Here is a 24,641-nt window from a genome sequence, read left to right as displayed (position 1 = left end):
TGGCACTCTGTAGAGCATGATTGAAGTAGCCGGACTGACCAAACAGTACAAGTCTGTCCGCGCCGTCGATGACCTCACCTTCCAGGTAGAGCCGGGCCAAGTGACCGGCTTTCTGGGGCCCAACGGCGCTGGAAAATCAACGACGATGCGCATGATCCTGGGCTTGGACAAGCCCACCGCTGGCACCGCCCTAGTGCACGGCAAGCGTTACCGCGAGCTGAAGAACCCGCTGCGGGAGGTGGGCGCGCTTCTCGACGCCAAAGCGGTCCACGCCAACCGCACCGCCGCCAACCACCTGCTGTGGATGGCGCAGGCTAACGGTATTCCTACCTCCCGCGTCGATGAGGTTCTGGGACTGGTGGGGCTGGCTGATGTTGCTGGCAAGAAGGCCGGCGGCTTCTCCCTCGGTATGGGCCAGCGCCTCGGCCTGGCTGCCGCACTGCTGGGGGATCCGGGCGTGCTGATCTTGGACGAGCCGGTCAATGGCCTCGATCCGGAAGGTATTCGCTGGGTGCGCTCGCTCGTGCGGGCGCTGGCGGCAGAAGGCCGCACGGTGCTCATCTCCTCCCACCTGCTGGCGGAGATGGCGCAGACGGCGGACCACCTGGTGGTCATTGGCCGCGGCAGGCTCTTGGCCAATCAGCGCACCTATGACTTTGTGAAGGAAAACTCCAGCGCTTCGGTTGTGGTGCGTTCGGAGCACCTGCGCGAGTTCGGCTTGGCGCTCAAGGAGGCTGGAGTGACCTTCCGCGAGTCGGTCGATGAAGAGCAGCGCCCGACGCTGGTGATCCCTCACCAGACCACGGACTACGTGGGCAAGCTGGCCTATTCCACGGGCGTGCCGTTGACGGAATTGACCCTCCACCGCGCCTCACTGGAGGAGGCTTATGTGGCCATGACGGATCGCGCGGTGCAGTACCAAGCGGAGGCACCGCAGAAAGGGGCCCAGTTCTAATGTTTTTCAACACTGTTCACGCGGAGTGGACGAAGCTGCGCACGACGAAGTCCTTCTGGTGGACCACGGCGCTCATCTTCCTCATCGTGACCGGCTGGACGCTGCTGAACTCGCTCAACGCGGGGGAGGCGGTGCTGGGCATTAGCCCGCTGCAGCCGCGGAGCTTGGCCTCCATTCTCCTGCTCATGGGCGTGCCGATCATGATGATCCAGGGCGCGATGATGGTGACCACGGAGTACCGCTACAAGACGCAATCCCTCACGTTCTTGGCCAACCCGAATCGCTGGAGCGTAGCCTGCGCCAAGCTTGTGGTGTATGGCGTGATTGCGGCTGTCATTGCCTTCTTGGGCTTGGTGTACATCTTCGTGTTGGCGGATCTCACGGCCAACGAATCCGCGGCGGAGGCCTTCCAGCCTTTCTCCAGCGACGACGGCAAGCACATGCTGTGGGCCTTCCCCATCGCGGCCTTTGGCGCGGTGCTCTTCGTGCAGGGTCTGGGTCTGCTGCTGCGGCAGACCGCCGGCACGGTGGCGATTTCCCTCATCTTGTACATGGGTCTGGAAAACTTGGTGCGCCTGCTCCCGGTGGTGGGAGACAAGGTCATCCACTTCATGCCGTTTACTGCTTTCCAGAACTGGGCGTTGGACTACGTGGATGAGAACGCCCCGTGGAGCTCGATTGGCTTTGAAGCCCTCGTCTTCTTCGGCTGGGCTGGTGTGCTGTGGATCCTGGGCGTTATCGTGCTGGAGCAGCGCGACGCGTGATCCCTTTTCCGCTTCTGGCGACGTTGGCGCTGTTGTCCGCAACAGCGCCTTTCGCTACTGATATGTACTTGCCGGTGATGCCGGAGATCGTCTCCGATCTGGGCACCACCCGGGCCATGGTGCAGCTGACCATCTCGGGCTTCTTCGTCGGCATGGGCGTGGGCCAACTTGTGATGGGCCCGCTGTCTGATGCCATCGGGCGCAAGCGCCTCCTCGTTGCCGGCGCCTTTCTCGCTCTGCTGGCTTCCGTATTGGCGGCGATGGCCCCGACCGCCTCGGTGCTCGTCGTGGCCCGCGTGCTGCAGGGCCTCGGCGGCGGTGCGTGCGTGGTGCTCTCCCGCGCGGTGGTCCCAGACCTCGTGCATGGTGCCGCGGCGGCGAAAGCCTATTCGCTGCTCATGGCGCTCCAAGGTATCGCTCCGGCGGTAGCCCCGGTACTGGGCGGCATCCTGGCGGAGCCGCTGGGCTGGCGCGGCATTTTTTGGGTGCTTGCCGGGCTGCATGCGGTGCAGTTGGTCCTGGCCATCGCTATCGTCCCGGAAACTGCGGGCGGCCGCTCTCGCGATGGGTTGCTGCGCACGGTGGCGGGCAATTACTGGGCGGTGCTGACTAACGCCCGGGTCTGGGGCTACCTGGTGACCATGGCCTTCGGCTTCTGTTCGATGTTTTGCTACATCTCCGCCTCGGCGTTTGTGGTGCAGGACCAGTGGGGATTCTCACCGTTGGGCTATTCGCTGATCTTCGGCATCAACTCCGTGGGCCTCTTCGCGGCCACGTTGATTAACTCGCGCGCGATGGATTCGGTCTCCCCGGCCGTCATGCTGCGTATCGGCGTGACTGGCGTCTTCGCATGCGGGGTGCTCTTGTTGCTATCGGTGATGCTCGGCGCCCCGGTGTGGGTCTGCCTCATTGTGCTTTTTGCTTGCGTGGCACCGACCGGCTTCATTATGGGCAACGCCACCGCCTTGGCCACGGGTTTGATGCGCCCGCGGGCGGGCAGCGTGTCCGCGATCATGGGCTTTGGGCAGTCCATGTTGGCCAGCGCCATCAGCCCGCTCATGGGCTGGGGCTCGAACGCCGCGTTGACCATGGCCATCGGCATGGTGTGCTGCAGCTTCATTTCGCTGTGCGGCCTCGTGGCGTCCACGCGGCTGGCCCGCGGCGCTGCGTGAAGTTCACCAGATGTGCACAACGCATAGAGCGTAAATGCGTATTATTGGCCGCATGGCTACCCCACGTCTCGCCGAGCTTCGCCTGAGCAATTTCAAGTCTTTCCATGATGCTGTATTGACTCTGCATCCAGTCACCTTTCTGACTGGCCTAAACAGTTCTGGAAAGTCGAATGCTTTGGATGGGCTGGAGGTTTTGTCCCGCTTGGCATCGGGGGCAGAACTAGGAGACGCACTTGATGGGCGCATGACCCAAACCGGCCCGATCCGAGGTGGCTCTCGTGGTTGCGCCCCGCATGGTACCGAGAGCTTTGAACTGGGCTGTACCGTTGAATCTGGGACAGATACGTACCGCTATGACGTCGAGGTTCAGGTATATCCGGAGTTGCGTGTTGTCAAAGAAAGCCTCGTGGGTACCGGATATTCCGTAAAGAGCGGCACCCGCACTAGCGATGCAGAGTTGTTTAAGACCCAGCCGGCAGCAGACAACCGAGCTGGGATCTACACGTTAATTTTTAGCGGAAAGCGTGGGGCAAACCCCACCACACTCTTGCGTGACTCTCGCCTTATTTTGGGACAGATTAAAGCGGTGCTTGCGGGAAAGAACCGTGCAGAGAATTCGGTGTTGAAAGGGGCGTCGATTGTATCCATGGCGCTTCGATCAGTGTTTCACCTCGATCCAGTCCCCAGCCTCATGCGGGATTACGTCCCAAGGAAGAGCACGCAGCTGAAGCGTAGCGGTGAGAACCTCTCGGCGGTACTGTGGCAGTTGCACAAGGATTCCCCCAAGACTTTCCAAGAGCTAGGGCAGCTGGCCGCTTATGTGACTGGAGTGGATTCCACACTGGACTTTATTGACTCGCCGTTGGACGAAGTCATGCTGACCCTCGTGGAACACTTCGAAGATGGAAAGCAAGAAAGAACGCCTGCTCGTGAAATGAGCGATGGCCTCCTCCGATTCCTCGCAATTGCAACGGCGCTTAAAACTGCGCCCAAGGACTTGGATATCGAACAGCCACTTGAACTTGGTGATGACGTAGAGAACCCAGTAGCTCAAATTGTCGTCGAAGAAATGGAAAACGGGCTCCACCCTTCGCAGGCGCAAAGAGTTATGCAGATGCTTAGCGAATCCGCACGCAAACATGACTCGCAGGTTCTTGTCACGACCCACAGTCCTGCCATCTTGGACCAGATTTCTGGGGAGAAAAACGGTCAGGTAGCAGTGTGCTACCGGGATAGCAGAACCGGACAAAGCGAGCTCTCGCCTTTGGTGGAGTTACCGGATTTCGTGGAATCCATTTCCAAGCACAGCTTGGGTGCTGCGGTCACCGCTGGTGAATTAGTCGATGACACCGAAACACAGATTAGTTTCGAGAACATGAATCGGCTTTTTGGGATCGGCTGATGCGCGTTTACTTCATCGATACCTCTGTGCTGGATAACCTGCTTGCGATTCCTCACAAATGCCAAGCTAAAGAACAAGCCAAAATCGATTTTGCGGAACGCCAAAGTGAGAACGCGAAGTTCATCCTGCCGATTACCGCGGTCATTGAAACCGGAAATCACATTGCGCAGCTTCCGCAGGGCGACGTGAGGCGCAAAATTGCGGAAAAATTTTCCCAGATGCTAGAGCTGACCGCCCATCAACAATCCCCATGGATCCTGCATGACTTTCAGTGGAACAAGGAGTTCATCACCGAGCTCGTCTCAAGGCACCGTGCGGGTCTATCAATGGTGGACATGATGACTCAGCAGGTTGGTGGCGGCGACCTTTGTATTCTGACTGAGCGCGAGTTGTATAAGCGCGCCACCGGAATTACCGCAGAAGTGTGGACATACGATGCGGCGCTGGGTGCATATTCTGGATAGGTCATGCCCAATCAAGGGCGAGGCACATCGAGCTCGCGGGCGTGCTCCTACTGCAGCGCTGAAGTCAGGCGCATGACGTTGTCCACGTAGCGGCGCAGCAGGCCGCGCTCGTTCCATTCTTCGAGGGTGAGCTCGTGGCAGACCTTCTTGTAATTGGTGGCCAGCTGGGTGAAATCCTCGATGAGGTCGCCCTTGGCCACCAGCATGGTCGATTCATAGTTGAGGCCGAAGGAGCGCATATCCATGTTGGAAGACCCGAACATGCACAGCGGTTCGCGCTCCGGCAGGCCCGGGTCCGCCAGGATGAACTTGGAGTGCAGCACGAAGGGCTCGGGGAATTGGAAGATCCGCACTCCCGCCTCCAAGAGTGCCTGGTAGTAGGAGGACTGCGCGTGGTGGACCATGAACTGGTCCGCCTTCGCGGACACTAGGAGCTCCACCTCGACGTCGCGGTAGCAGGCGGTGGTCACCGCCTCCAAGAGGGACTCATCCGGGATGAAGTAGGGCGAGCAGAGGATGAGCTTTTCCTTCGCGTGGTGCACCACCGAATTGAACATGCGCAGGTTGGGTTCCGTGGTGTAGCCGGGGCCGGAGGGGACCAACTGGAGGTGGTTGGAGTCCGCCGTCATAGCGTCGTCATAGGGCTGCATGTCCAAGGACAGCTGCTCCTCTGATTCCAGATACCAATCCACCGCGAACACCGCGGCGAGCGAAGTGACCACCGGTCCGGTCATTTCGACCATGTAGTCGATCCATGCGCGGTCCTTGGTCTTGTACTCGCGCTTGATCATGTTCATCGAGCCCAAGAAGCCAGTATGGCCATCGATGACCACGATCTTGCGGTGATTGCGCAGATCCGGGCGGCGGAAGCGGCCCTTGTGCAGCTGCAGCGGAAGCATGAGCCGCCAGTCGACGTCAATCTCGGTGAGGCGCTTGCCCAGCGTGAAGTAGCCCTTGTACTTCAGGCTGCCGATCTGATCGAGCAGCAGCTTGACCTCCACGCCGCGCTCGCGGGCGCGCGCCAGGGACTGGAAGAAAACATCGGTCACCTCATCCCAAGACTGGATGTAGATCTCAATGAGCACGTATTTCTCAGCCCGGTCCACGGCCCGCGCCATGGCCAAGATGGCCTCCTCATAGGAGGCGTGGAGGCCCTTGTTGTGCCCGATGAGGGCCGGGTGCCCGGTGAGGTTGCGGTTGAGCTGGATGAGGGATTCCACCTCCGGGGAAAGCCGGCCGGAGGGATGGTTGGGGGTGGAGGCGGTGACGTCGTTTAGCAGCGCATTGGCTTCTTGCTGGATGCGGTGGCGGCGGCGGTTGATGTAGGGCGAACCCATGAGCAAGAACAGCGGCAGCCCCACGATGGGAAGTACAAGAATGGCCAGCAGCCAGGCGGTAGAGCTGGAGGGGCGGCGGCCCTCGGGGACCACGCCGATGGCGATGATCTTGATGCCGTAGTCAATAACCAGCAGCACGAGCTGCCAGACGGAGAGATCGACGTTCACGTTCATGGCAGGCTAGCGCACCGACGCGAAATCGGGGACATCGAAATCTGCGATCAGCGGCACGTGGTCGGAAGTCTTGTCACCGGCGCGCTCCACCATGTCCACCTGGGCGCCCTGGACGAGGCGCGCTAGTGGCTCGCTGGCTAGCTGGAAGTCGATGCGCATGCCCTCGTTCTTCTGGAAGCGCAGGGACTTGTAATCAAAGTAAGTCCAGCGCTCCTCTTCGGTGAAACGGCGCGTAACCTCCTGCAGCCCGGCCTCCTGAAGCATCTGGAAAGCCGCGCGCTCGGGCTCGGTAACGTGCGTCTTGCCGCGGAAAAGAGAGATGTCCCAGACGTCCTCATCCCGTGGAGCAATGTTGAAATCGCCCGTGAGCAGTAGTTTCGATTGCGCGCGGGTTTCCACATAGCGCGCCAAGGAGTAGAGAAAGTCCAGCTTGTAATCGAAGTGCCGGTCCGTAATCTCGCGCCCGTTGGGAACATAGAGGGACCAGATCTCAATCCCGCGGATGCGGGCTGAGACCGCCCGGGCCTCGCGCTTTTGCTCCTTGGCGGGGTCCTTGTGGAAACCCGGCTGAGCAGGGAAGAAGGTCTGGACCTCCTCCGGTTCTTCCTTGGATAGGATGGCCACGCCATTCCACTGGTTCAGGCCGTGGCAGGTGACGTGGTAGCCGGCCTCCTCGAAAGGCTCGCGGGGGAACTTCGCATCCGCCACCTTGGTTTCTTGCAGGCAGAGCACGTCGATGTCGTGTTTGGCCAGCAAGTCCACCGCGCGCTGGGCGCGGGTGCGGACGGAGTTGATGTTCCAGGTAGCGATGCGCATGTGGTTTAGGGTACTTGAGGCAGGCGGCGGGCGTAACGGTGGCGGTGCTGCTCTAGGAAGCCGAGCATCTCATAGAGCCGAACCCCGGCCGTGTTACCCGCCACGACCTGCAGGTAGGCTTTCTCAGCACCCTGGGCTTTGCCCCAGGCCAGCATGTGCGCGCCCAGCGCGGTGCCCAGTCCCTTACGGCGCCAACCTTCGGCGACCTCCACGGCGGAGTAGCCCAGCCACACGGTGCCGTCACCGGATTCCGTCAGCGTGCCCCGCGTAATCGCGATGGTCTCACCCGTCGGGGCGAGCAGGCGCCCAAAGCCCATCGTCCCGTCGATGCGGCTGCGCAGGTACTCCAGGGCCAACGGCGGCAGGGCCTGACCACGGAAGTGGTAGAGGTCGAGCCACTCGGAATCGGGCTGCTCGTCGATGCGGAAGCTGACGTCCCCCGGGGCAGGGAGCTCCGCCAAATCGCGCACCATCACGAGGATCTCCGGTTCGAGCTCCCACGCTTCGGGTTCTGCTGCCAGCAGCTTCTCCGCGGAGGCACCGATGCGCTCCGGAATGGCCAGGCACACGGGCAGCTCGTGGCGGGCATAAAACGCTTCGATCTCCTCCATCGGCACCGGGAGGAAACCCGCAGAAGGGCCGAGCGGGATCGCCGAGTTGGAGCGGCCGGTCACGCCGTCGCCGGCGCGCATGAGCCACTGGCCATCTGAGGTCCACGTGTGCTCCTTGCCGGGGAAGGCCGCCGCGGTGGCCACCTCGATGGCCCGGATATCGGAGTTGCGAACCGTGCGCGGCGAGAGGCGCTTAATAATCTTGAGCTGCTCCGGCGGAATCTCCACCGCGTCGAGCGAAGACGGGTAGCCGCCGACCTCTTGCGGCCGGATGAGCAGTGGATCCAGGCTGAGCACGTGGCCGATGACATCGCTGTACACGCCGTCGAAATCGCGCCGGGCCACGACGCGCTCGCCCACGGAGACGTCATCGGATCGGAAGATGCGGGACATTAGTCGTCGTGCCCGAAGGGGTCCTCGTCCTCGCCCGGCAGCCAGGTAAGCCCGGCCTCGGTCCACCCGTTGCGCTTGATGACCTTCTTGGCCTGGCGCTTGTAGCGGCCGGTGAGCACGTCGGTGTAGACGAAGCCGTCGAGGTGGCCGGTTTCGTGCTGCAGCATGCGCGCGAAGAAGCCGTAGCCCTCGATGGAGATGTCCTCGCCCTTCTCGTTCTTGCCGGTCACGCGGGCCCAGTCGGCGCGGCCGGTGGGGAAACCCTCGCCGGGGACGGAGAGGCAGCCCTCGTCCTCGGAGCCGTCGTCAGCCGGCATGGTCTCCGGGATCTCGGAGGTTTCCAGCACCGGGTTGATAACGCAGCCGCGGCGCATGCCGCCGTCGGGAAGCTCGGTGCCATTGGGACCGTCGGTGTCGGGGCAATGGTAGACAAAGAGGCGCTTGTTCACGCCGATCTGGTTAGCGGCCAGCCCAACTCCGTGCGCGGCGTCCATGGTTTCGTGCATGTCCGCGATGAGCTCCTGTAGCTCAGGAGAGTCGATGGCTTCGGTGACCGGCTCGGTGGGATTGTGGAGGACCGGGTCGCCGTGGATAACGATGGGACGAATAGTCATGGCATACAGTCTAAGCATGCACTCCCTGTCAGACCTAGACGCCGCGATTTTGGAGTTCGAGTCCCACGCCCCGCGCGATATCGGCGCCAAGGAGGAGGCCATCCGCACGCAGTTGGACATCACTCCGGTGCGCTATCACCAGCGCCTCAACGTGCTCCTGGATGATCCCGCGGCGCACGCCTCCTACCCGCTGTTGGTCACTCGCCTGCGCCGGCTTCGCGACGTCCGCGACGACGTCCGGCGCGCCGCACGCGATAATGCCCCAGACTGAGCGAATCAGATACTAAAGTTGCCAATGTGACTAATGTGAATCCGGAAAACTCTGCCTCGTCCGCTGACCACGCGCGCCACGCCGCCGATTCCGACGCGGCCGCCGCCCCGGCCGCCGCTGCCGCTCCTGCGAGCAAGCTCCCCTTGCGCGGGCTCGCCATGGTGCTCATCGCCGTTGCCGTCATGCTCGGCATGTGGGCGCTCTACGCTATGACCTCTGATGACTCCGAGGACACCGCGCAGAACGCGCCGGCCGGCAACGATGCTGTCGTATCCGGCCCCGCGACTGGCGGCGCCGAGGGCGACGGCGCTGCCACCGGTGGCGCGGAAGGAGAGGCGGACAAGAACCGCGAGGAGTCGGATGCTGCCGGCGCTGACGCCGAGGCTGGCGCAGACGGCGACGCTGAAGCCGAGCGCGATGCTGCCCGGGACGATAACGCTGAGGAGGGCGCCGCCGCAGGTAGCCCCGACCGCGCCCAGGCGGAGATCCCCGTCAACGTCTACAACAACTCCGGTCGCGCCAACTTCGCTGCTGATGAGGCCGAGCGCCTGAAGTCCCAGCACTTCCACATCGCCGAGGTGGGCAATATCAGTGACGACGTCCTCGTTGCACCGAAGACCACCGTCTACTTCCCTGAGGGCGATGCAGCCGCCGAGAGCCTGGCCAAAGAAGTTGCCGCCCAGTACTACGGTGCCAACGTACCGGCGGAAGCGATTGCCCCATACCCGGCCGAGCTGACCGGGGACTACACCAAGGGCGATGCTGTCGTGGTTGTCCTCGCGGTTCCCCAAGCCTAGGGAATAAAATCTTATTAAATTCATCCGCCCGACGGATAGGATGAATGGGTGAATATTCCGGAAGAGAACTTCGCCCGCTCGCCCGAGCCCACGCTGGGCGTTGAGTGGGAAGTTGCCATCGTTGATCCAGCGACCTGGGATCTCGTGCCGCGCGGCGCTGAACTCATCGACCGCGTGCACGCCGCTCATCCCGACATCCACCTGGAAAAGGAATTCCTCCAAAACACGGTGGAGCTGGTGACCGGGGTGTGCCGGACGGTGCCGGAGGCGATGGGGGACCTGCGGGCGTCGCTTAGCGCCGTGCGTGAGGCGGCCGACTCCTTGGGTGTGCGCCTGTGGGCCTCGGGCGGGCACCCCTTCACGGACTTTCGGAAGAACCCCGTCTCCAACAAGGAGAGCTACTCCGAAATTATCAACCGCACCCAGTATTGGGGGCAGCAGATGCTGCTGTGGGGCACGCACGTGCACGTCGGCATCAGCCACGAGGAGCGCGTGTGGCCCATCATTAATGCACTGATGACGAAGTACCCTCATCTGCTGGCTATTTCCGCCTGCTCGCCGGGGTGGGAGGGGCTCGATACCGGCTATGCCTCCAACCGCACGATGCTCTACCAGCAGCTGCCCACCGCGGGCATGCCCTACCAGTTTGAAAACTGGGAGCAGTGGAAGTCCTACATGCGGGACCAGGCCATTTCGGGCGTCATCAACCACACGGGCTCGATGCACTTCGACGTCCGCCCGGCCTCCAAGTGGGGCACGGTGGAGGTGCGCATTTCCGACGCCGCCTCCAACCTCCGCGAGCTCTCCGCCATCGTGGCGCTGACACACTGCCTCGTGGTGCACTATGACCGCATGATCGACGCCGGCGAAACGCTGCCCACGCTGCAGCCGTGGCACGTGGCGGAGAACAAGTGGCGCGGCGCGCGCTATGGCATGGACGCGCTGGTCATCACCTCGCGCGAGACCGATGAACGCTGGATCAAGGATGAGCTGGCGGATCTCTTGGTGGAGCTGGCTCCGCTCTCGGAAGAGCTGGGCTGCGCCCGGGAGCTGCAGCTAGTGCAGGAGATCATCGATGGCGGGGCGGGCTATGAGCGCCAGCGCCGTTTGTACCAGGAGACCGGCAGCTGGCAGAAGGTGGTTGAGGCCACCGCGGATGAGATGGAGCGGCTCTTGCCGCTTTAGAGTAAGTGCCGAACGATCAATTAAGGCCAGAAAATTGGTGGTTTTCAGGGCCTTAATTGATCGAACCGACCCTTAGCTCTTTTCCGCTGCGCGCTTGCGCGGCGCGATGAAGCCCCACACGGCGTAGACCACGATGAAAGCTAGGCAGGACAGTGTCCACAGCGAGGTTGCCCACGGCTGGAAGGATTCGATCGCATCGAGGTTGGCTGAGGACATGGTGAACCACACGGGCACCGACATGAAGGGCAGCGAGAGCACGAACAAGGCCGCTACGGAGGCGAGGCCTGCGAGCTGCTCACCGCCCTTGCCGGACACACGCGAGCTCACCGCCTGGTTAACCGAGACGAAGACCATGACGATGAAGGGGATGGTCCACACGAAGTGGTGGTACCACGAGAAGGGGGAGACCAAGCAGGTGCTCAGGCCCGTCAGCGCGAACGCTGCCGAGCGGTTGCCGCGCAGGTAGGCGGTGCGCAGCGCCAGGCAGGTCAGCGCGAAGACCACGATGACCGCCAGGATCCACCAGATGCCACCGTCGATGCCGAGCTCGCGGAACATGAGCGAGCGCAGCGACTTCGCCCCGGGGTTGGCATGCTCGCCCACACGCGAGGAGTTGAACATGGCATCGGTCCAGAACACCATCGCATCAGGAACGAAGAGGAATCCGAGCACCACCGTGACGAGGAAGGTAATCACCGCACCCGCGGCAGCCCACCAGCGCTTCTCAAAGAGCAGAGCTAGGCCCATGTAGGCCGGGGTCAGCTTGATTCCGGCAGCCAGGCCAATGCCCACGCCCGGCAGGCGGCGCTTGATAGGCAGGAAGTCAAAGGCCACGAGCAACATGAGGAAGACGTTGACCTGCCCGTAGTACAGCGACCCGTGCATCGTCTCATTCGCCGGGGTCAGCGCGGTAAGCAGCACCGCGATGAGGACGGCCGCCGGGGTCATCTTCACGCCCCGCTCGCGGAAGATCATGACGATGATGGCCAGCACAGCCAAGAACATGAGCGAAGGCCAGATAATGGTCAGCGCGTCCTTGCTGAAGAACGGCAAGACCTTGAACAGCAGGCCCGCAAAGGGTGGGTAAGTGAAAGGGAATTCAAAGATATAGGGGGCGTCGTACAGCAGGCCACCGGCGTTGAGATCCTCGCCAGCCATGCGGTAGATGGCGAGGTCAAAGGGGAGGATGAAGGTGAAGGCCTTGTGGCCATCGAACTGGATGATCTTGTACACCATCACCGCGATGCCCAGTGCGAGGACAGCACACATCGTTGGTACGCCTTGCAGCTTCTTCACGTCGACTCTCCTCGCCTGACCACCTATTAGTGCCTTTTGCAGCCTATATTATTGTCCCCGCATTTCCCGGCAGAAAGGTACCGTGTCCTTACTTTCGGCGCATCGAACGCGCGGCCGGGCTCTCGTTGCGTGTCATCGATTCCGGGGGACCGTACAGGCCCTCGCGGCGGGCGATACGCGTGGTTCTCTGCGCGGTCACCGGGCTGGTGATCATGGCGAAGAGAACGAGCAAGACGAGGATTCCCAGGTCGCCCCTCTCGGCCACGCTGAAGTCCTCGGAGCCCGTCACCTTGATGATCGCGCCCACGATGGTGAAGATCAGCCCTGTGGTCTGTGGTTTGGCGATGGCATGCACGCGCGCCATCGTGTCCTTAAAGCGCGCCACGCCAATCGATGCCGCCAAGATGAGGATGGAGCCGACGAGGATGAGGATGATGGAGAGGACATCGGCAATCAGTACGTAACTCATGAATCCCTCTTCCTAAAGCGGGTGACAGAGACCGTGGAGATGAAGCCGAGGAGCGCCACGACGATCATCGCGTTGGAGACCGTCGTGTCCAAAGTCCAGCAGATATAGGTGGCCAGGGCGCATTGGAACATGGCCACGAGTCCGTCCATAGCGATGAGGCGGTCGAGCGAGTTGGGGCCGATGACGATGCGCCACGTGGTGATGAGGAAAGCCACCACGAGGAAGCCGGCGGCCACGGTGAGCAGGATGTTATACAGGTCCGTATCCATCAGGGGTGGCTCCTTTCAAAGATGGCAATCATGTCGGCCTCGAGCTTGCGTACGGCCGCGATTTCGCGCTCCAGATCCTCCTCGGAATCGGCGTTCAGCAGGTGGATGGTCAACATGCGGTTGGCAATGTCGATATCGGAGACCGTGCCGCCGGGCTGCAGGTTATACAGGCTGACCGCCAGCGAGAGAACGAACTCGTTCTCCACTCGCATCGGCAGCTTCACAATCGCCGTCTTCGGCACCGGCTGCGGGCGCACCGCCAGCCAGCCGACCATGATGGAGGCCTCCATCAGCTCCACAAACCACTGCGCCATGAAGACGATCAGTTTGCCCCAGCTCACCGAAATCCCCGCCACGGGCATGGCCGGCAGGGGCAGCGCAAAGACGATGACGAGGCTGACGAGCAGGCCACCCACCAGGTTCGCTACGGTGACTTCGCCCATGAGCATGCACCACATGACGACGATCCACACCATGAACCATGGCCGGAAGCGGTGCTTAATGCCGGAGAATCTCATCGCGACACCTCCTTTTCATCATCGTCCACGGTCGTGGGGAGTGTAGCCGTCGTGCTTGGCGACGTCCTCGTGGTCGGCGCCACCGGTTCCGGATCCGGGAGGGGCTGGCTCCGGTTCTTTCGCGAATCCGCGCCCTCCTCGTAGCGCTCAGCAGGGTCTAAGTGGCGCGTCGGGTCCTCGGCGGAGTCACCCAGGACGGCATAACGGTAGATGGAATCATCCTGCGCCGAGGTGGCCGCGCGGGTGGTGACACCAGAGATGGGGCCCGCCAGGAAGGACATCGATACAGAGGCGATGACGAGCAGGGAGGTCGACGCCAGCATGCCGAAGGGCACGCGGCCGACGTCATCGCGCTCCTCCAACTCGACGTACTCGGTGACTTCTCCCAGTGGGGAAGGCCGCACCATGGCGAGGTTGCCCTCGGGAGCATCGCCGCGGTCGCGCAGGAAACCTTTGGCCCACACGAGGATCATGACGTAGAGGGTCAGCAGGGAGGTGATCACCGCGCCGCCGATGAGGACCCAGGACAGCCAGGAGCCCTCATTCGCTCCGGCTTGGAGCAGCATGATCTTGCCCAGGAATCCGGAGAAGGGCGGGATACCGCCCAGGTTCATGGCCGGGATGAAGTACAAGATGGCGATGGGCGGCGCGGTGTAGATCAGGGAGCCCAAGCGTCGCAGCGAGGAGGTGCCGGCTTGGCGCTCGATGAGGCCCACCACCAGGAACAGCGCGGTCTGCACCAGAATGTGGTGCACCGCGTAGAAGATGGCGCCCGACAGGCCCTGCGCGGTTCCGAGGGCAACGCCGAAGATCATATAGCCGATATGGCTGACCAGTGTGAAGGACAGCAATCGCTTGATATCCGATTGGGCGATAGCGCCCAAAATACCCACGAGCATCGTAGCCAGTGCGACCCACATGAGAAGGACGTCCAGCCCGCCATCAGTAAAGATCGAGGTGCGCGCGCGGATGATGGCGTAGACACCAACCTTGGTGAGCAGGCCCGCGAAGACGGCGGTGACCAGCGAGGGGGCGGTGGGGTAGGAGTCCGGCAGCCAGGCATCCAGCGGGAAGACGGCCGCCTTAATTCCGAAGGCGATGAGCAGCACGGAGAACACCGCGGTGCGGGTACCCGCGGGGATATCTTCCATCCGGATGCCAATTTGGGCCATGTTCATCGTGCCCACAGTGGCGTAGACATAGGCCAAAGCCAGCACGAAGATGAGCGAGGACGCCATGGAGACCATGACGTAGCCCACGCCGGCCCGCACGCGCGCCGGTGAGGCGCCGAGGGTGAGCAAAACGTAGGAGGCCACGAGGAAGATCTCGAAGCCCACGTAGAGGTTGAACAAGTCACCGGCCAGGAAGGACACGTTCACGCCCATGGTCAGCAGCATGTAGGTGGGCAGGAAAGCCGCCACCGGCTCGTCCTTCGTGCCGTCGCGCACGCCCTGTGCGATCGCGTACCACATGACGGAGAAGAGGACGATGGAGGAGGTAAAGAGCATGACCGTGGACAAACGGTCCGCCACCAACGTGATGCCCACCGGCGCGTCCCAGCCGCCCACCTGAAGGGTTTGAATGCCGGTGGTATCCGCGATGGCAATCAGAGCGGCATTCACCACGGCGAGCGTGAGCAGCGAGAAGAAAGCGATGCGGCGCTGCGCATTGGTATTGCGAGCAAAGAGCATCGCCAGCGCAGCAGCCAAGGCCGGGATGATGATCGGCAGGGGGATCAGGTAGCTGATATACGGCAGCAACAGATCCACTAGGGGCGAGATGGTCTCACTCATCGGTCGCCTCCTTCACGGGAGCCTCGAAGAACTCGGGGCCAAACTTATCGCCTTCCTTGGTGGTGCGTCCGGTGGTCGGGTCATTAGACGCGTCGTGGTCAGGGGCGGCTGAGGCATTGCCCGGGCGCGAGGCAATCGCCGCGATGGCAGCGTCCTCGGTGTCGTCCTCAATCACGTCCGCGGAGCGGTAGCGGTATTGGCGGTAAGCCAAGGTGAGGATGAAGCCGGTCAGCGCCATCGAAATGACGATGGCCGTGAGGATCATCGCCTGGGCCAGCGGATCGGCGATCTGATCGCCGTAGGGGAGGGAGTTCCGGCCGTCGATAGGCGGCGAGCCCGCCTGGCCGCCAGCCATGAGCATGAAGAGGTTTGCGCCGTTGCCCAGCAGCAAGATGCCGAGCAGCATCTTGGTCATCGCGCGGTCGAGCAACAGGTAGACTCCGGTGCCGCAGAGCACGCCCGCAGCGAGCAGGAGCATGAGATTGGCATCCATTAGGCGTGTCCTTTCTCTGCCGTGGCAGCGGTTTCTTTTGCTTGTGTGCGGCGCGCCAGGGAGCGTGCGCGATCGCGGGCGCGTTGCTTACGCATCTCTTCTTCCTCATCGAGCTTCGCGCCCAAGGAGGACAGCACGTAGAGCGTGAGGCCAATGACGATGAGGTAGACGCCGGCGTCGAAAATCAGCGCGGACGGCAGCGACACATCACCGATGAGCGGTATGCCTACCTTCGTGTACCCAGAGGTCAGCGGCGGGTAGCCCAAGAGCATCGGGGTAATAACGGCGCTGAGGGAGAGCAGCAGGCCTACCGCCATGGTGCGGCCGCCGTCGAGAGGCAGCGCCTCTTCGAGCTCCTCGCGGCCGCCAGCCAGGTAGCGCAGGATCAGCGCGAGAGCGGCGACGAGGCCACCGGCAAAACCGCCGCCAGGGGCGTTGTGGCCACCGAAGAAGAAGTACAGGGACAGCACCATCATCGAGGGGAAGAGGATGCGGGTGCTCACGTCCACCATGAGCGAGCGGTTGAGCGCCTTTTCGGATTCCACGCCTGCAGCCAGCCAGCGGCGGCCGGTGACCTTCAAGGTCGGGCGGCGGGAGGCACGGGTGAAGCTCTGCGTGCGGAAAATCAGCGAGGCAATACCCGTTGCGGCAATGACGAGCACCGTGATCTCGCCGAAGGTATCCCACGCGCGCAGGTCCACGAGCAGGACGTTGACCGTGTTGGCGCCGTGGCCGATCTCCTTGGCCAGCTCCGGCATGTATTGCGAGATGGGCTCCTCGCGCCGAGCGTTGATGGCAAACATGCCCACCACGGTGACGGCGAGGCCAACGCCTACCGCGAGCCAGGCGCGCAGGCGGCCGGTCTTGGGGTCCTGCTTCCACTCGGTATTAGCCGGCATACGGCGCAGCACCAGCATGAAGAGCACCATGATAATGGTTTCCACGAGAAGCTGCGTCAGCGCCAAGTCCGGAGCGCCCTGCAGCGCAAAGATGAAGGACAAGGCGTAGCCGGTCACACCCACCAGGATGACCCCGGAGAGGCGGTTATCCAGCACCGTGGCGGCCACGGCGGCGATGATGATGATCACCGCGGCGATGGCCTGCCAAGGGTTCTCGGCCACGATCATGCGCACGTTGGTGATATCACCGTTGATGAGCATGACGATGGGCAGCACCATGAGCGTGGCGAAGATGACCGTGAGGTTGTATTGCAGCGAACCGCGCTGCGTGGAGGCGGTAATGCGCAGGGAGAGCTGGCGCAGGGCGTTGATGATGGCGTCGTAAGCATCGTCGGCAGAGCCCAATGCGGGGTAGGTGAATTGGGCCTTGGTGAGCGCCTGGCGCTGCCAGTGGAGGAGGGAACCCGCAGCGATAATGATCACGGAGAGCAGCAGCGGGATGGTCCAGCCATGCCACAGGGCGAGCTCGGAGGCGTCCTGCGCCCCAAAGGTGTTGTCTAAGTGCTGCGTGATGCCGTGGGAGAGCGGCAGCGGCAGCAGGCCGAAGAAGATGGTGAGCAGGGTCAGCACCGTCGGCGGGATCCACAGGAAGGGGCCGATGTGGTGCATATTTGCCACTGCCTCAGAGGGCTCTTCTTGCCCCTTGGAGGAGAAGGCTCCCCACAAGAAGCGCAGCGCGTAGGCCATCGTCAGCGCGGAGCCGACGACGACGGTGACAAGCAGCATGTTGCGCGGCATGCCGACCAGCAGCTCCTCACCCATGATGGTCTCGAGCGTGGCTTCCTTGGACACGAAACCCAGCAGGGGCGGGATACCGGCCATGGACATCGCGGGGAGGATGGCCAGGACGTACAGCGCGGGATTCTTCTTGCCCAGACCCGCGAGCTTGTCGATGTCTCTGGTGCCCGCCGAGTGGTCAATCGCGCCGACGATCATGAAGAGCGCGGCCTTGAAGAGGGAGTGCGCGACGGTCAGCGCCAGTCCTGCCTGCATCGCCTCACGGGAGCCGATGGCGATGATGGCGGTAATAAAGCCCAGCTGCGAGACGGTGCCGTAGGCCAGGATGAGCTTCAGGTCACGCTGCTTGAGCGCCATCCAGCCGCCGAGCAGCATGGTGAAAGCACCCAAGGGGAGGACCACGAGGTGCCAAGTGGGGATGTCATGCACCGAGGGGGCAAGGCGTGCGACGAGATAGATGCCGGCCTTCACCATGGCCGCGGAGTGCAGGTAGGCCGAGACCGGGGTCGGTGCGGCCATGGCACCGGGCAGCCAGAAGTGGGCTGGGGCAATGGCGGACTTGGAGAGCGCACCACAGAGGATCAACACGATAGCCACGGTGAGGTAGGGCGTGTTGGCGAGGTCCTCGGTGGCGGCGATACTGCTGAAAGACCACGCGCCGGTCTGGCGGCCGAGGAGCGTAATGCCCACCAGCATGGCGAGACCGCCCAGGACGGTGACCATGAGCGCCTGCTGCGCTGATCGACGCGACGAGGCTCGCTCGCCGTAATAGCTCACCAAGAGGAAAGACAGCAGGGACGTGATTTCCCAAAAGACGTAGAGCAGCAGGAAATTATCGGAAATCACCAGGCCATACATGGCCGTGGCAAAGCCCACCATTTGGCTGCTGAAGAGGGCGAGGCGCCGCCGGGAGTGGTCGAAATAGCCCCAGCAATAGAGCAGGACCAGCGCGCCTACGCCCAAGATGATGAGGCTGAATAACGCAGAAAGCGCATCCATGCGGAAGCTGACATTGAGGTGCGCTGCTGGCATCCAGTTGAGGTCATAGGCCAGCTGGTTGCCGTCGCGCAGCGTGCCATCGGTCAGCCGTTGGAGCACCCAGAAGAACCCAACCGCGGGCACGATTGCCAAGAGGCCGAAGGAGCGGCGGCCGAGGTAAAAAATAAGGAATGGAGCGGCGATGGTGGTTAGTACCAAGGCGCAAAAGAGAGTGAGCACGAGGTTGCGGTGGCGTCCTTTCCTTGTCGGGGGACTGTGCTAAACCCACCGCACTGGCGGGCGTCTACTAGTGCTCACGATACAGTCTGAAATCCCACTTTTCACATTTTCGTTTCATACAGTTATATATGCCCCTCCTGTTGGCGTTCCGCCACGTCGCCAGCGGCCCGGGTTGGAGGGGCACTGCGCTGCCCGCCCGGGATACCCGGGCCACGAGGTGCGGCGCTGTGGTGCGCTTAGGCGAAGCGCTGCAGGAAGAGCGCTTCGGCGATGGCGATCTTTTCAATCTCGGTCGGATCGACCGATTCGTTGGCGGAGTGGATGGTGCACTGCGGCTCCTCGACGCCGAAGAGTGCGATCTCCGCGTTCGGGTGCTTCTCCTGCAGCTCCACGGTCAGCGGGATGGATCCGCCCATGCCCTGGGTGATGGTCTCCCCACCGAATGCCTCGCCGAGGCACTCGCCGAGCAGAGCCACCGCGGGCTTTGCCGGGTCGGTCTCGAATCCCAGGTTGGCCTCCAAGATGGTGACCTCGATGTGTGCGCCCCACGGGACGTGCTTCTTCAGGTGCTCGGCCACGGCCTCCGCGGTGGCGCGGGGATCCATGGTGGCGGGCGTGCGCAGGTTGATGTTGGCTTCTGCGGTGGCGGGCACAGCGTTGACGGCCTCGGCCACCGGGGTGGAAGTAAAGCCGGTGATGGTCACTGCCGGGCGGGCCCAAATCATATCCGCGATAGCGGTGGCACCGGCCGGGTCCTGCGCGCCCATGACCTCGGTGCCCTCGAGCATCTGTGCGTCGGCGCGGAAGTTCTCCTCGCTGTAGGCGGTGTCCTGCCCCTCAGCCAGCGGCCAGGTGCCCTCGCAATCGACGCCGTCGATAGTCGTGCGGCCATACTCATCCGTCAGGGAATCTAGCGTGCGCATGAGCGCCTTGACGGCGTCGGGAGCCGCGCCGCCGAACTGGCCGGAGTGCACGGCCGAGTGGAGGGTGGAGACCTTGACGTTGATCTGCGAGCCGCCGCGCAGGGAGGTCGTCAGCGTCGGGACACCTACCTTGGCGTTGCCGGCATCGGCGATGAGGATGGCGTCGGCCGCGAAGAGCTCAGGGCGCTCCTCGATGAGTGCGGACAGGCCCTCGCCGCCGCGTTCCTCGGAGCCCTCAATAAGCACGGTGAGGTTGAGGTCGGTTCCACCGTTGGCGTCGAGCGCGCGCAGGGCCGCCAGGTGCATGGCGACGTTGCCCTTGCAGTCAGCGGCGCCGCGGCCGTACCAGCGGCCATCGCGCTCGGTCAGGGTGAAGGGATCCGACTCCCACGCGTCGGGGTTTCCGGCAGGAACCACGTCGTAGTGCGAGTACAGCAGCACCGTCTTCGCGCCCTCCTTGCCGGGGCGCTTGGCGACGATCGCCGTGGAACCATCAGCGGTAGTGATGGCCTCGGGGGTGAAGTTAGCGTCGACAAGCGCGGCGTGGACCCACTCCGCCGCCTTCGCGGTCTGGTCCTCTAGACCCGGCTCGTTGTGGACGGAATTGAAGGAGACGAGCTCCTTGAGCTGGTTGAAAATAGTGTCGCGGTCATTGTTCACAAACTCAGAAATCTTGGTCATGTCCTCCAACCTACTCGGATCCTCAACTCGGCCTACCGGCCGCTAGGTAGTAACATATGCACGGTTCTAGTCCATATTGTTTATAAGTTCTTTTTAGAAAGGACCTGACATGGCGTCTACCACCGCCGAAGGTTCCCAGTCCACGCTCCGCGAGCTCACGCTGCGCGGCATCATCATTGGTGGGCTCATCACTCTTATCTTTACCGCCGCCAACGTGTATCTGGGCCTCAAGGTGGGCCTGACGTTCGCTACGTCCATTCCTGCCGCCGTGATCTCCATGGCGGTGCTGCGCCGTTTTGCCGGGCACAACATCAAGGAAAACAACATCGTGCAGACCATCGCCTCTGCGGCCGGCACGTTGTCCGCGATCATCTTCGTGCTCCCGGGCTTGGTCATGGTGGGCTACTGGCAGGGCTTTTCCTTCATCGATACCGCCGCGGTGTGCGCCATCGGCGGTGTGCTCGGCGTGATGTATTCCATTCCGCTGCGCCGTGCGCTGGTGACGGGCTCGGACCTGCCCTATCCGGAAGGCGTGGCCGCGGCGGAGGTCCTCAAGGTGGGAGATAGCACCGGTGAGGAGGGCGAGGCCGCCCACGAAGAGAACACGAAGGGCCTGCACGTCATCCTCTTTGGCGGCATCCTTTCTGCCGTCATGGCACTGCTGGCGGCCATGAAGGCGGCCGCCTCCGAGGTGGCCACCTACTTCAAGCTGGGCCCGGGCGCGACGACGCTGGGTAGCTCCCTCTCGCTGGCGCTGGTCGGCGTGGGCCACCTCGTGGGCTTGGCCGTGGGTATTGCCATGCTCGTCGGCGTGGTCATCTCCTACCTCATCCTGCTGCCCATCCTCACCGGTGGTGAGGGCCTGGGTGATCCGGCCACGCTCATGGACACTGTTGATTCCGTCTTCTCCGGCCGGATTCGCTTCATCGGCGTGGGCACCATGGCTATCGCCGCGATCTGGACGCTGATCAAGATCACCGGTCCGATTGCCAAGGGCATGGCTGAGTCCTTCGCCTCCTCCCGTGACCGCAAGGGCGGCCAGCAGGTAGCGGTGGAGGAGCGCGATATTCCGGCGCCCTATGTCATTGGCACCATCCTGGTCCTGATGATTCCGATTGGTCTGCTGCTGTGGAACTTCGTGCGCGGCACCGATATTCACGACCACATGGCCGTCCTCATCACGGTCTCCGTACTCTTCACCTTGCTCGTGGGCCTGATCATCGCGTCGGTGTGTGGCTACATGGCTGGCCTCATCGGTGCCTCCAACTCGCCGATTTCCTCCATCGGCATCATCGCGGTCATTGCTGCCGCGCTGATTATTGCCGCCGTGACCCGCGGGACGGACGCGGAGCCGCTGTCGCTGGTGGCCTACACGCTGTTTACTGCGGCCATTGTTTTCGGTATCGCGACCATTTCCAACGACAACCTGCAGGACCTCAAGACCGGTCAGCTGGTCGGCGCGACGCCGTGGAAGCAGCAGGTAGCGCTCATCATCGGTGTCCTCTTCGGCTCCCTGGTGATTCCGCCGATTCTGCAGGTCATGCTCACCGGCTTCGGCTTCCAGGGCATGGAGGGTGCCGGTGAGGACGCGCTGGCTGCACCGCAGGCCGCGCTGATGTCCTCGGTGGCATCTGGCATTTTTGATAACTCGCTGCCGTGGGATCTCATCGGTCTGGGCGCGGCGATTGGTGCCGTCATCATCATCGTGGACGAGTGCCTGCGCCACTTCACTGACAAGTACTCCCTGTCGCCGCTGGCCGTGGGCATGGGCATGTACCTGCCGGCAGCCATCACCATTGTGGTGCCGATCGGTGCGTTCTTGGGCTACTTCTACAACCGGTGGGCGGCCCGCCAGTCCAAGCCGGACTTTGCCAAGCGCATGGGCACGCTGTTGGCCACTGGCCTCATCGTGGGTGAGTCGCTCTTCGGCGTGGTCAATGCGGGCATCATCGCGGCGTCGGGCGGCGATTCCCCGCTGGAGATCTTCGAGGGCGGCACGGCAGCCAAGTTCGTGGGCGTCATCCTCTTCGTTGCCGGCATTGCCGCGGCGTATAAGTGGACGGCGAAGAAGGCTGCGTCCTAAGAGCGACAGGGACTTCGTTGTGACGGGCGGTTCGATCTAGCGGGCAGTTTACTTTGACGGGCGGTGCTTTCGCACCGCCCGTTCGTGTTGAATCTTGCAGTCGGTAGGTCTGAGTGCCAGAATGGTCGCTAGCACTTCCACATGGCAAGTGCCAGAAATGAATCAAAATCATCTATGTGGTTGGGGCTGGAGAACACTCGCCAGCCGTGCCGTCGCGGGCGTCCGTCATAGATCCAGACGTGAGTGTCGTCCTCAACAAAGCTTAAGGAGCACAAACACATGGCAAAGATTATTGCCTTCGATGAAGAGGCACGTCGCGGCCTCGAGCGTGGTCTCAACACGCTTGCCGACGCCGTCAAGGTCACCCTCGGCCCCAAGGGCCGCAACGTCGTCCTGGAGAAGTCCTGGGGCGCCCCGACCATTACCAACGACGGTGTCTCCATCGCGCGCGAGATCGAGCTCGAGGACCCGTACGAGAAGATCGGCGCAGAGCTGGTCAAGGAAGTAGCTAAGAAGACTGACGACGTTGCCGGTGACGGCACCACCACCGCTACCGTTCTGGCACAGGCACTCGTGCGTGAGGGCCTGCGCAACGTAGCCGCTGGTTCCAACCCGATGGGCATCAAGCGCGGCATTGAGGCCGCCACCAAGAAGGTTGTTGACTCCCTGCTCTCCTCTGCAAAGGAAGTAGAGACCCAGGAAGAGATCGCCACCACCGCTGGTATTTCTGCCGCTGACCCGGCAATCGGCGAGAAGATCGCCGAGGCTATGTACACCGTGGGCAACGGCTCCGTAAACAAGGACTCCGTTATTACCGTTGAGGAGTCCAACACCTTCGGCGTTGACCTTGAGGTCACCGAAGGCATGCGCTTCGACAAGGGCTACATCTCTGGCTACTTCGCTACCGACATGGAGCGCCAGGAGGCTGTCCTCGAGGATCCGTACATCCTGCTGGTTTCCTCCAAGGTCTCCAACATCAAGGACCTCGTTCCGCTGCTGGAGAAGGTCATGCAGACCGGCAAGCCGCTGCTGATTATCGCTGAGGATGTTGAGGGCGAGGCCCTGTCCACCCTCGTGGTCAACAAGATCCGCGGCACCTTCAAGTCCGTTGCCGTGAAGGCTCCGGGCTTCGGCGACCGCCGCAAGGCCACCCTGCAGGACATGGCTATCCTCACCGGCGGCCAGGTCATCTCCGAGGAGGTCGGCCTGTCCCTGGAGACCGCTGAGATCGAGTACCTCGGCCAGGCACGCAAGGTTGTCGTGACCAAGGACGAGACCACCATCGTTCAGGGCGCTGGCTCCCAGGAGCAGATCGACGGCCGCATCAAGCAGATCCGCGCCGAGATCGAGAATTCCGATTCCGACTACGACCGCGAGAAGCTGCAGGAGCGCTTGGCCAAGCTGGCCGGCGGCGTGGCAGTCCTCAAGGTCGGTGCCGCTACGGAGGTTGAGCTCAAGGAGCGCAAGCACCGCATCGAGGACGCCGTGCGCAACGCTAAGGCAGCCGTCGAAGAGGGCATCGTCGCCGGCGGTGGCGTGGCCCTGCTGCAGGCAGCTGATGTCCTGGATTCCCTCTCTGACCTCACCGGTGACGAGGCAACCGGCGTCAAGATCGTCCGTGAGGCACTGTCTGCTCCGCTGAAGCAGATTGCTCAGAACGCTGGCCTGGAGCCGGGCGTTGTTGCGGACAAGGTTGCGTCCCTGCCGGCTGGTCAGGGCCTTAACGCTGCTACTGGCGAGTACGTGGACCTCATGGCCGCTGGCATCAATGACCCGGTCAAGGTCACCCGTTCTGCACTGCAGAACGCTGCGTCCATCGCGGCCCTGTTCCTGACCACCGAGGCAGTTGTGGCTGATAAGCCGGAGCCGGCCGGTGCAGGCGCTGGCATGCCGGACCCCGACGCAATGGGCGGCATGGGCTTCTAATGCTTAGCTCCCCGGACTGAGGCGTCTCGCGGCCGCAGCCAGTAGCAAAACGAACGCTCCCCACGGTCAACCGTGGGGAGCGTTCTCTGTTCTGAGACCTTTTTGTGTCCTTGCACTACCCCGGATGGGGGTAGGCGAGCATGTTCTTGCGGAAAATATTTCTCGCTTTTACTTTGTTTGTCAGGCCTATGAATCGCTAGTGGAGGGGCTAGCGTTACGTTCTGTGGAAAATTTCTTGGAGCCTCGCGCCTGATGCTGTTTATTTCCGCAGTTAGGGGCGTTGTTGCTGGTTAGGTTAAGGTCGAGTGAATAAATAACGC

At 62.6% G+C, this 24,641-nt stretch carries 22 protein-coding genes; 10 read left to right on the top strand and 12 right to left on the bottom strand.

The window, feature by feature from the left end; all coding sequences use genetic code 11:
- Positions 1 to 16 precede the first annotated feature (16 nt).
- Genes HWX44_RS05955 through HWX44_RS05935 form a run of 5 tightly spaced genes read left to right on the top strand, consistent with a single transcriptional unit; the run spans position 17 to position 4,757 of the window.
- Complete coding sequence (locus HWX44_RS05955) at positions 17 to 955, top strand: ABC transporter ATP-binding protein (protein WP_175973658.1); 939 nt, start codon at positions 17 to 19, stop codon at positions 953 to 955.
- Entirely contained in the window at positions 955 to 1,719 is a 765-nt protein-coding gene (locus tag HWX44_RS05950) for an ABC transporter permease (RefSeq protein WP_046647168.1), read from the top strand. Before HWX44_RS05955 ends, HWX44_RS05950 begins: the two co-directional genes overlap by 1 nt.
- On the top strand, positions 1,716 to 2,891 hold the full coding sequence (locus tag HWX44_RS05945; RefSeq protein ID WP_175973656.1) for a multidrug effflux MFS transporter: 1,176 nt from the start codon (positions 1,716 to 1,718) through the stop codon (positions 2,889 to 2,891). Before HWX44_RS05950 ends, HWX44_RS05945 begins: the two co-directional genes overlap by 4 nt.
- Positions 2,892 to 2,943: 52 nt before the next feature.
- Positions 2,944 to 4,293, top strand: coding sequence for an AAA family ATPase (locus HWX44_RS05940; RefSeq protein ID WP_175973654.1), 1,350 nt, complete (start codon positions 2,944 to 2,946; stop codon positions 4,291 to 4,293).
- Positions 4,293 to 4,757 (top strand): hypothetical protein, encoded by a 465-nt coding sequence (locus HWX44_RS05935; RefSeq protein WP_046647170.1) that lies wholly within the window; start codon positions 4,293 to 4,295, stop codon positions 4,755 to 4,757. Before HWX44_RS05940 ends, HWX44_RS05935 begins: the two co-directional genes overlap by 1 nt.
- 47 nt (positions 4,758 to 4,804) lie before the next feature.
- Here HWX44_RS05935 and cls read toward each other — a convergent pair whose 3' ends face one another.
- From cls to HWX44_RS05915, 4 genes are read right to left on the bottom strand one after another with little or no spacing between them, the layout of a single operon-like run.
- The gene (gene cls, locus HWX44_RS05930) at positions 4,805 to 6,268 is read right to left on the bottom strand and encodes a cardiolipin synthase (protein ID WP_046647171.1); all 1,464 of its coding nucleotides are present in this window, start codon (positions 6,266 to 6,268) and stop codon (positions 4,805 to 4,807) included.
- Between the two features lie 6 nt (positions 6,269 to 6,274).
- Positions 6,275 to 7,084: an exodeoxyribonuclease III gene (locus HWX44_RS05925; RefSeq protein WP_070511166.1), complete on the bottom strand. Its 810-nt coding sequence runs from the start codon at positions 7,082 to 7,084 to the stop codon at positions 6,275 to 6,277.
- A 5-nt stretch (positions 7,085 to 7,089) separates the two neighbouring features.
- Positions 7,090 to 8,088, bottom strand: a complete 999-nt coding sequence (locus HWX44_RS05920) for an N-acetylglutamate synthase, CG3035 family (RefSeq protein WP_175973652.1) — start codon at positions 8,086 to 8,088, stop codon at positions 7,090 to 7,092.
- Positions 8,088 to 8,702 (bottom strand): peptide deformylase, encoded by a 615-nt coding sequence (locus HWX44_RS05915; protein ID WP_070516170.1) that lies wholly within the window; start codon positions 8,700 to 8,702, stop codon positions 8,088 to 8,090. Before HWX44_RS05915 ends, HWX44_RS05920 begins: the two co-directional genes overlap by 1 nt.
- Positions 8,703 to 8,718: 16 nt before the next feature.
- On the opposite strand from HWX44_RS05915, the gene HWX44_RS05910 reads away from it, so the two are divergent.
- The 3 genes from HWX44_RS05910 to HWX44_RS05900 are packed head-to-tail and all read left to right on the top strand — an operon-like array spanning position 8,719 to position 10,955.
- Positions 8,719 to 8,973 carry a DUF3263 domain-containing protein gene (locus HWX44_RS05910; protein WP_070511158.1) on the top strand — a complete coding sequence of 85 codons (255 nt, stop codon included), beginning with the start codon at positions 8,719 to 8,721 and terminating at the stop codon, positions 8,971 to 8,973.
- Positions 8,974 to 8,999: 26 nt separating this feature from the next.
- The gene (locus HWX44_RS05905; RefSeq protein ID WP_175973648.1) at positions 9,000 to 9,770 is read left to right on the top strand and encodes a LytR C-terminal domain-containing protein; all 771 of its coding nucleotides are present in this window, start codon (positions 9,000 to 9,002) and stop codon (positions 9,768 to 9,770) included.
- Positions 9,771 to 9,818: 48 nt separating this feature from the next.
- Positions 9,819 to 10,955, top strand: a complete 1,137-nt coding sequence (locus HWX44_RS05900; protein ID WP_175973646.1) for a glutamate--cysteine ligase — start codon at positions 9,819 to 9,821, stop codon at positions 10,953 to 10,955.
- Between the two features lie 72 nt (positions 10,956 to 11,027).
- Here the strand turns inward: HWX44_RS05900 and HWX44_RS05895 are convergent, their stop codons facing one another.
- The 8 genes from HWX44_RS05895 to HWX44_RS05860 form a co-directional block, all read right to left on the bottom strand.
- Positions 11,028 to 12,251, bottom strand: a complete 1,224-nt coding sequence (locus HWX44_RS05895; protein ID WP_070511152.1) for a glycosyltransferase 87 family protein — start codon at positions 12,249 to 12,251, stop codon at positions 11,028 to 11,030.
- An 88-nt stretch (positions 12,252 to 12,339) separates the two neighbouring features.
- Positions 12,340 to 12,720, bottom strand: coding sequence for a monovalent cation/H(+) antiporter subunit G (locus tag HWX44_RS05890; protein WP_049154692.1), 381 nt, complete (start codon positions 12,718 to 12,720; stop codon positions 12,340 to 12,342).
- The gene (locus HWX44_RS05885; RefSeq protein WP_046647179.1) at positions 12,717 to 12,989 is read right to left on the bottom strand and encodes a monovalent cation/H+ antiporter complex subunit F; all 273 of its coding nucleotides are present in this window, start codon (positions 12,987 to 12,989) and stop codon (positions 12,717 to 12,719) included. The genes HWX44_RS05890 and HWX44_RS05885 overlap by 4 nt, the downstream gene beginning before the upstream one ends.
- Complete coding sequence (locus tag HWX44_RS05880; RefSeq protein ID WP_049154693.1) at positions 12,989 to 13,507, bottom strand: Na+/H+ antiporter subunit E; 519 nt, start codon at positions 13,505 to 13,507, stop codon at positions 12,989 to 12,991. Before HWX44_RS05880 ends, HWX44_RS05885 begins: the two co-directional genes overlap by 1 nt.
- Positions 13,504 to 15,300, bottom strand: coding sequence for a Na+/H+ antiporter subunit D (locus HWX44_RS05875; RefSeq protein ID WP_175973644.1), 1,797 nt, complete (start codon positions 15,298 to 15,300; stop codon positions 13,504 to 13,506). Before HWX44_RS05875 ends, HWX44_RS05880 begins: the two co-directional genes overlap by 4 nt.
- Positions 15,293 to 15,793: a Na(+)/H(+) antiporter subunit C gene (locus HWX44_RS05870; RefSeq protein WP_046647182.1), complete on the bottom strand. Its 501-nt coding sequence runs from the start codon at positions 15,791 to 15,793 to the stop codon at positions 15,293 to 15,295. The genes HWX44_RS05875 and HWX44_RS05870 overlap by 8 nt, the downstream gene beginning before the upstream one ends.
- Positions 15,793 to 18,708, bottom strand: coding sequence for a Na+/H+ antiporter subunit A (locus tag HWX44_RS05865; protein WP_175973642.1), 2,916 nt, complete (start codon positions 18,706 to 18,708; stop codon positions 15,793 to 15,795). Before HWX44_RS05865 ends, HWX44_RS05870 begins: the two co-directional genes overlap by 1 nt.
- A 236-nt stretch (positions 18,709 to 18,944) precedes the next feature.
- Positions 18,945 to 20,312, bottom strand: coding sequence for a dipeptidase (locus tag HWX44_RS05860; RefSeq protein ID WP_046647184.1), 1,368 nt, complete (start codon positions 20,310 to 20,312; stop codon positions 18,945 to 18,947).
- Positions 20,313 to 20,421: 109 nt separating this feature from the next.
- Here HWX44_RS05860 and HWX44_RS05855 point away from each other — a divergent pair, with 109 nt between their 5' ends.
- Together HWX44_RS05855 and groL are read left to right on the top strand one after the other, a co-directional pair.
- Positions 20,422 to 22,395: an OPT family oligopeptide transporter gene (locus tag HWX44_RS05855; RefSeq protein WP_049154698.1), complete on the top strand. Its 1,974-nt coding sequence runs from the start codon at positions 20,422 to 20,424 to the stop codon at positions 22,393 to 22,395.
- Between the two features lie 279 nt (positions 22,396 to 22,674).
- On the top strand, positions 22,675 to 24,321 hold the full coding sequence (gene groL / locus HWX44_RS05850) for a chaperonin GroEL (RefSeq protein WP_046647185.1): 1,647 nt from the start codon (positions 22,675 to 22,677) through the stop codon (positions 24,319 to 24,321).
- Positions 24,322 to 24,641 lie beyond the last annotated feature (320 nt).

This window comes from Corynebacterium sp. Marseille-Q2823 (assembly GCF_903645345.1).
In the GTDB taxonomy this organism is placed as follows: Bacteria; Actinomycetota; Actinomycetes; order Mycobacteriales; family Mycobacteriaceae; genus Corynebacterium; species Corynebacterium hiratae.
The sequence above is the reverse complement of the archived record's forward strand: the minus strand, read 5'-3'. Positions and strand labels throughout refer to the sequence as shown.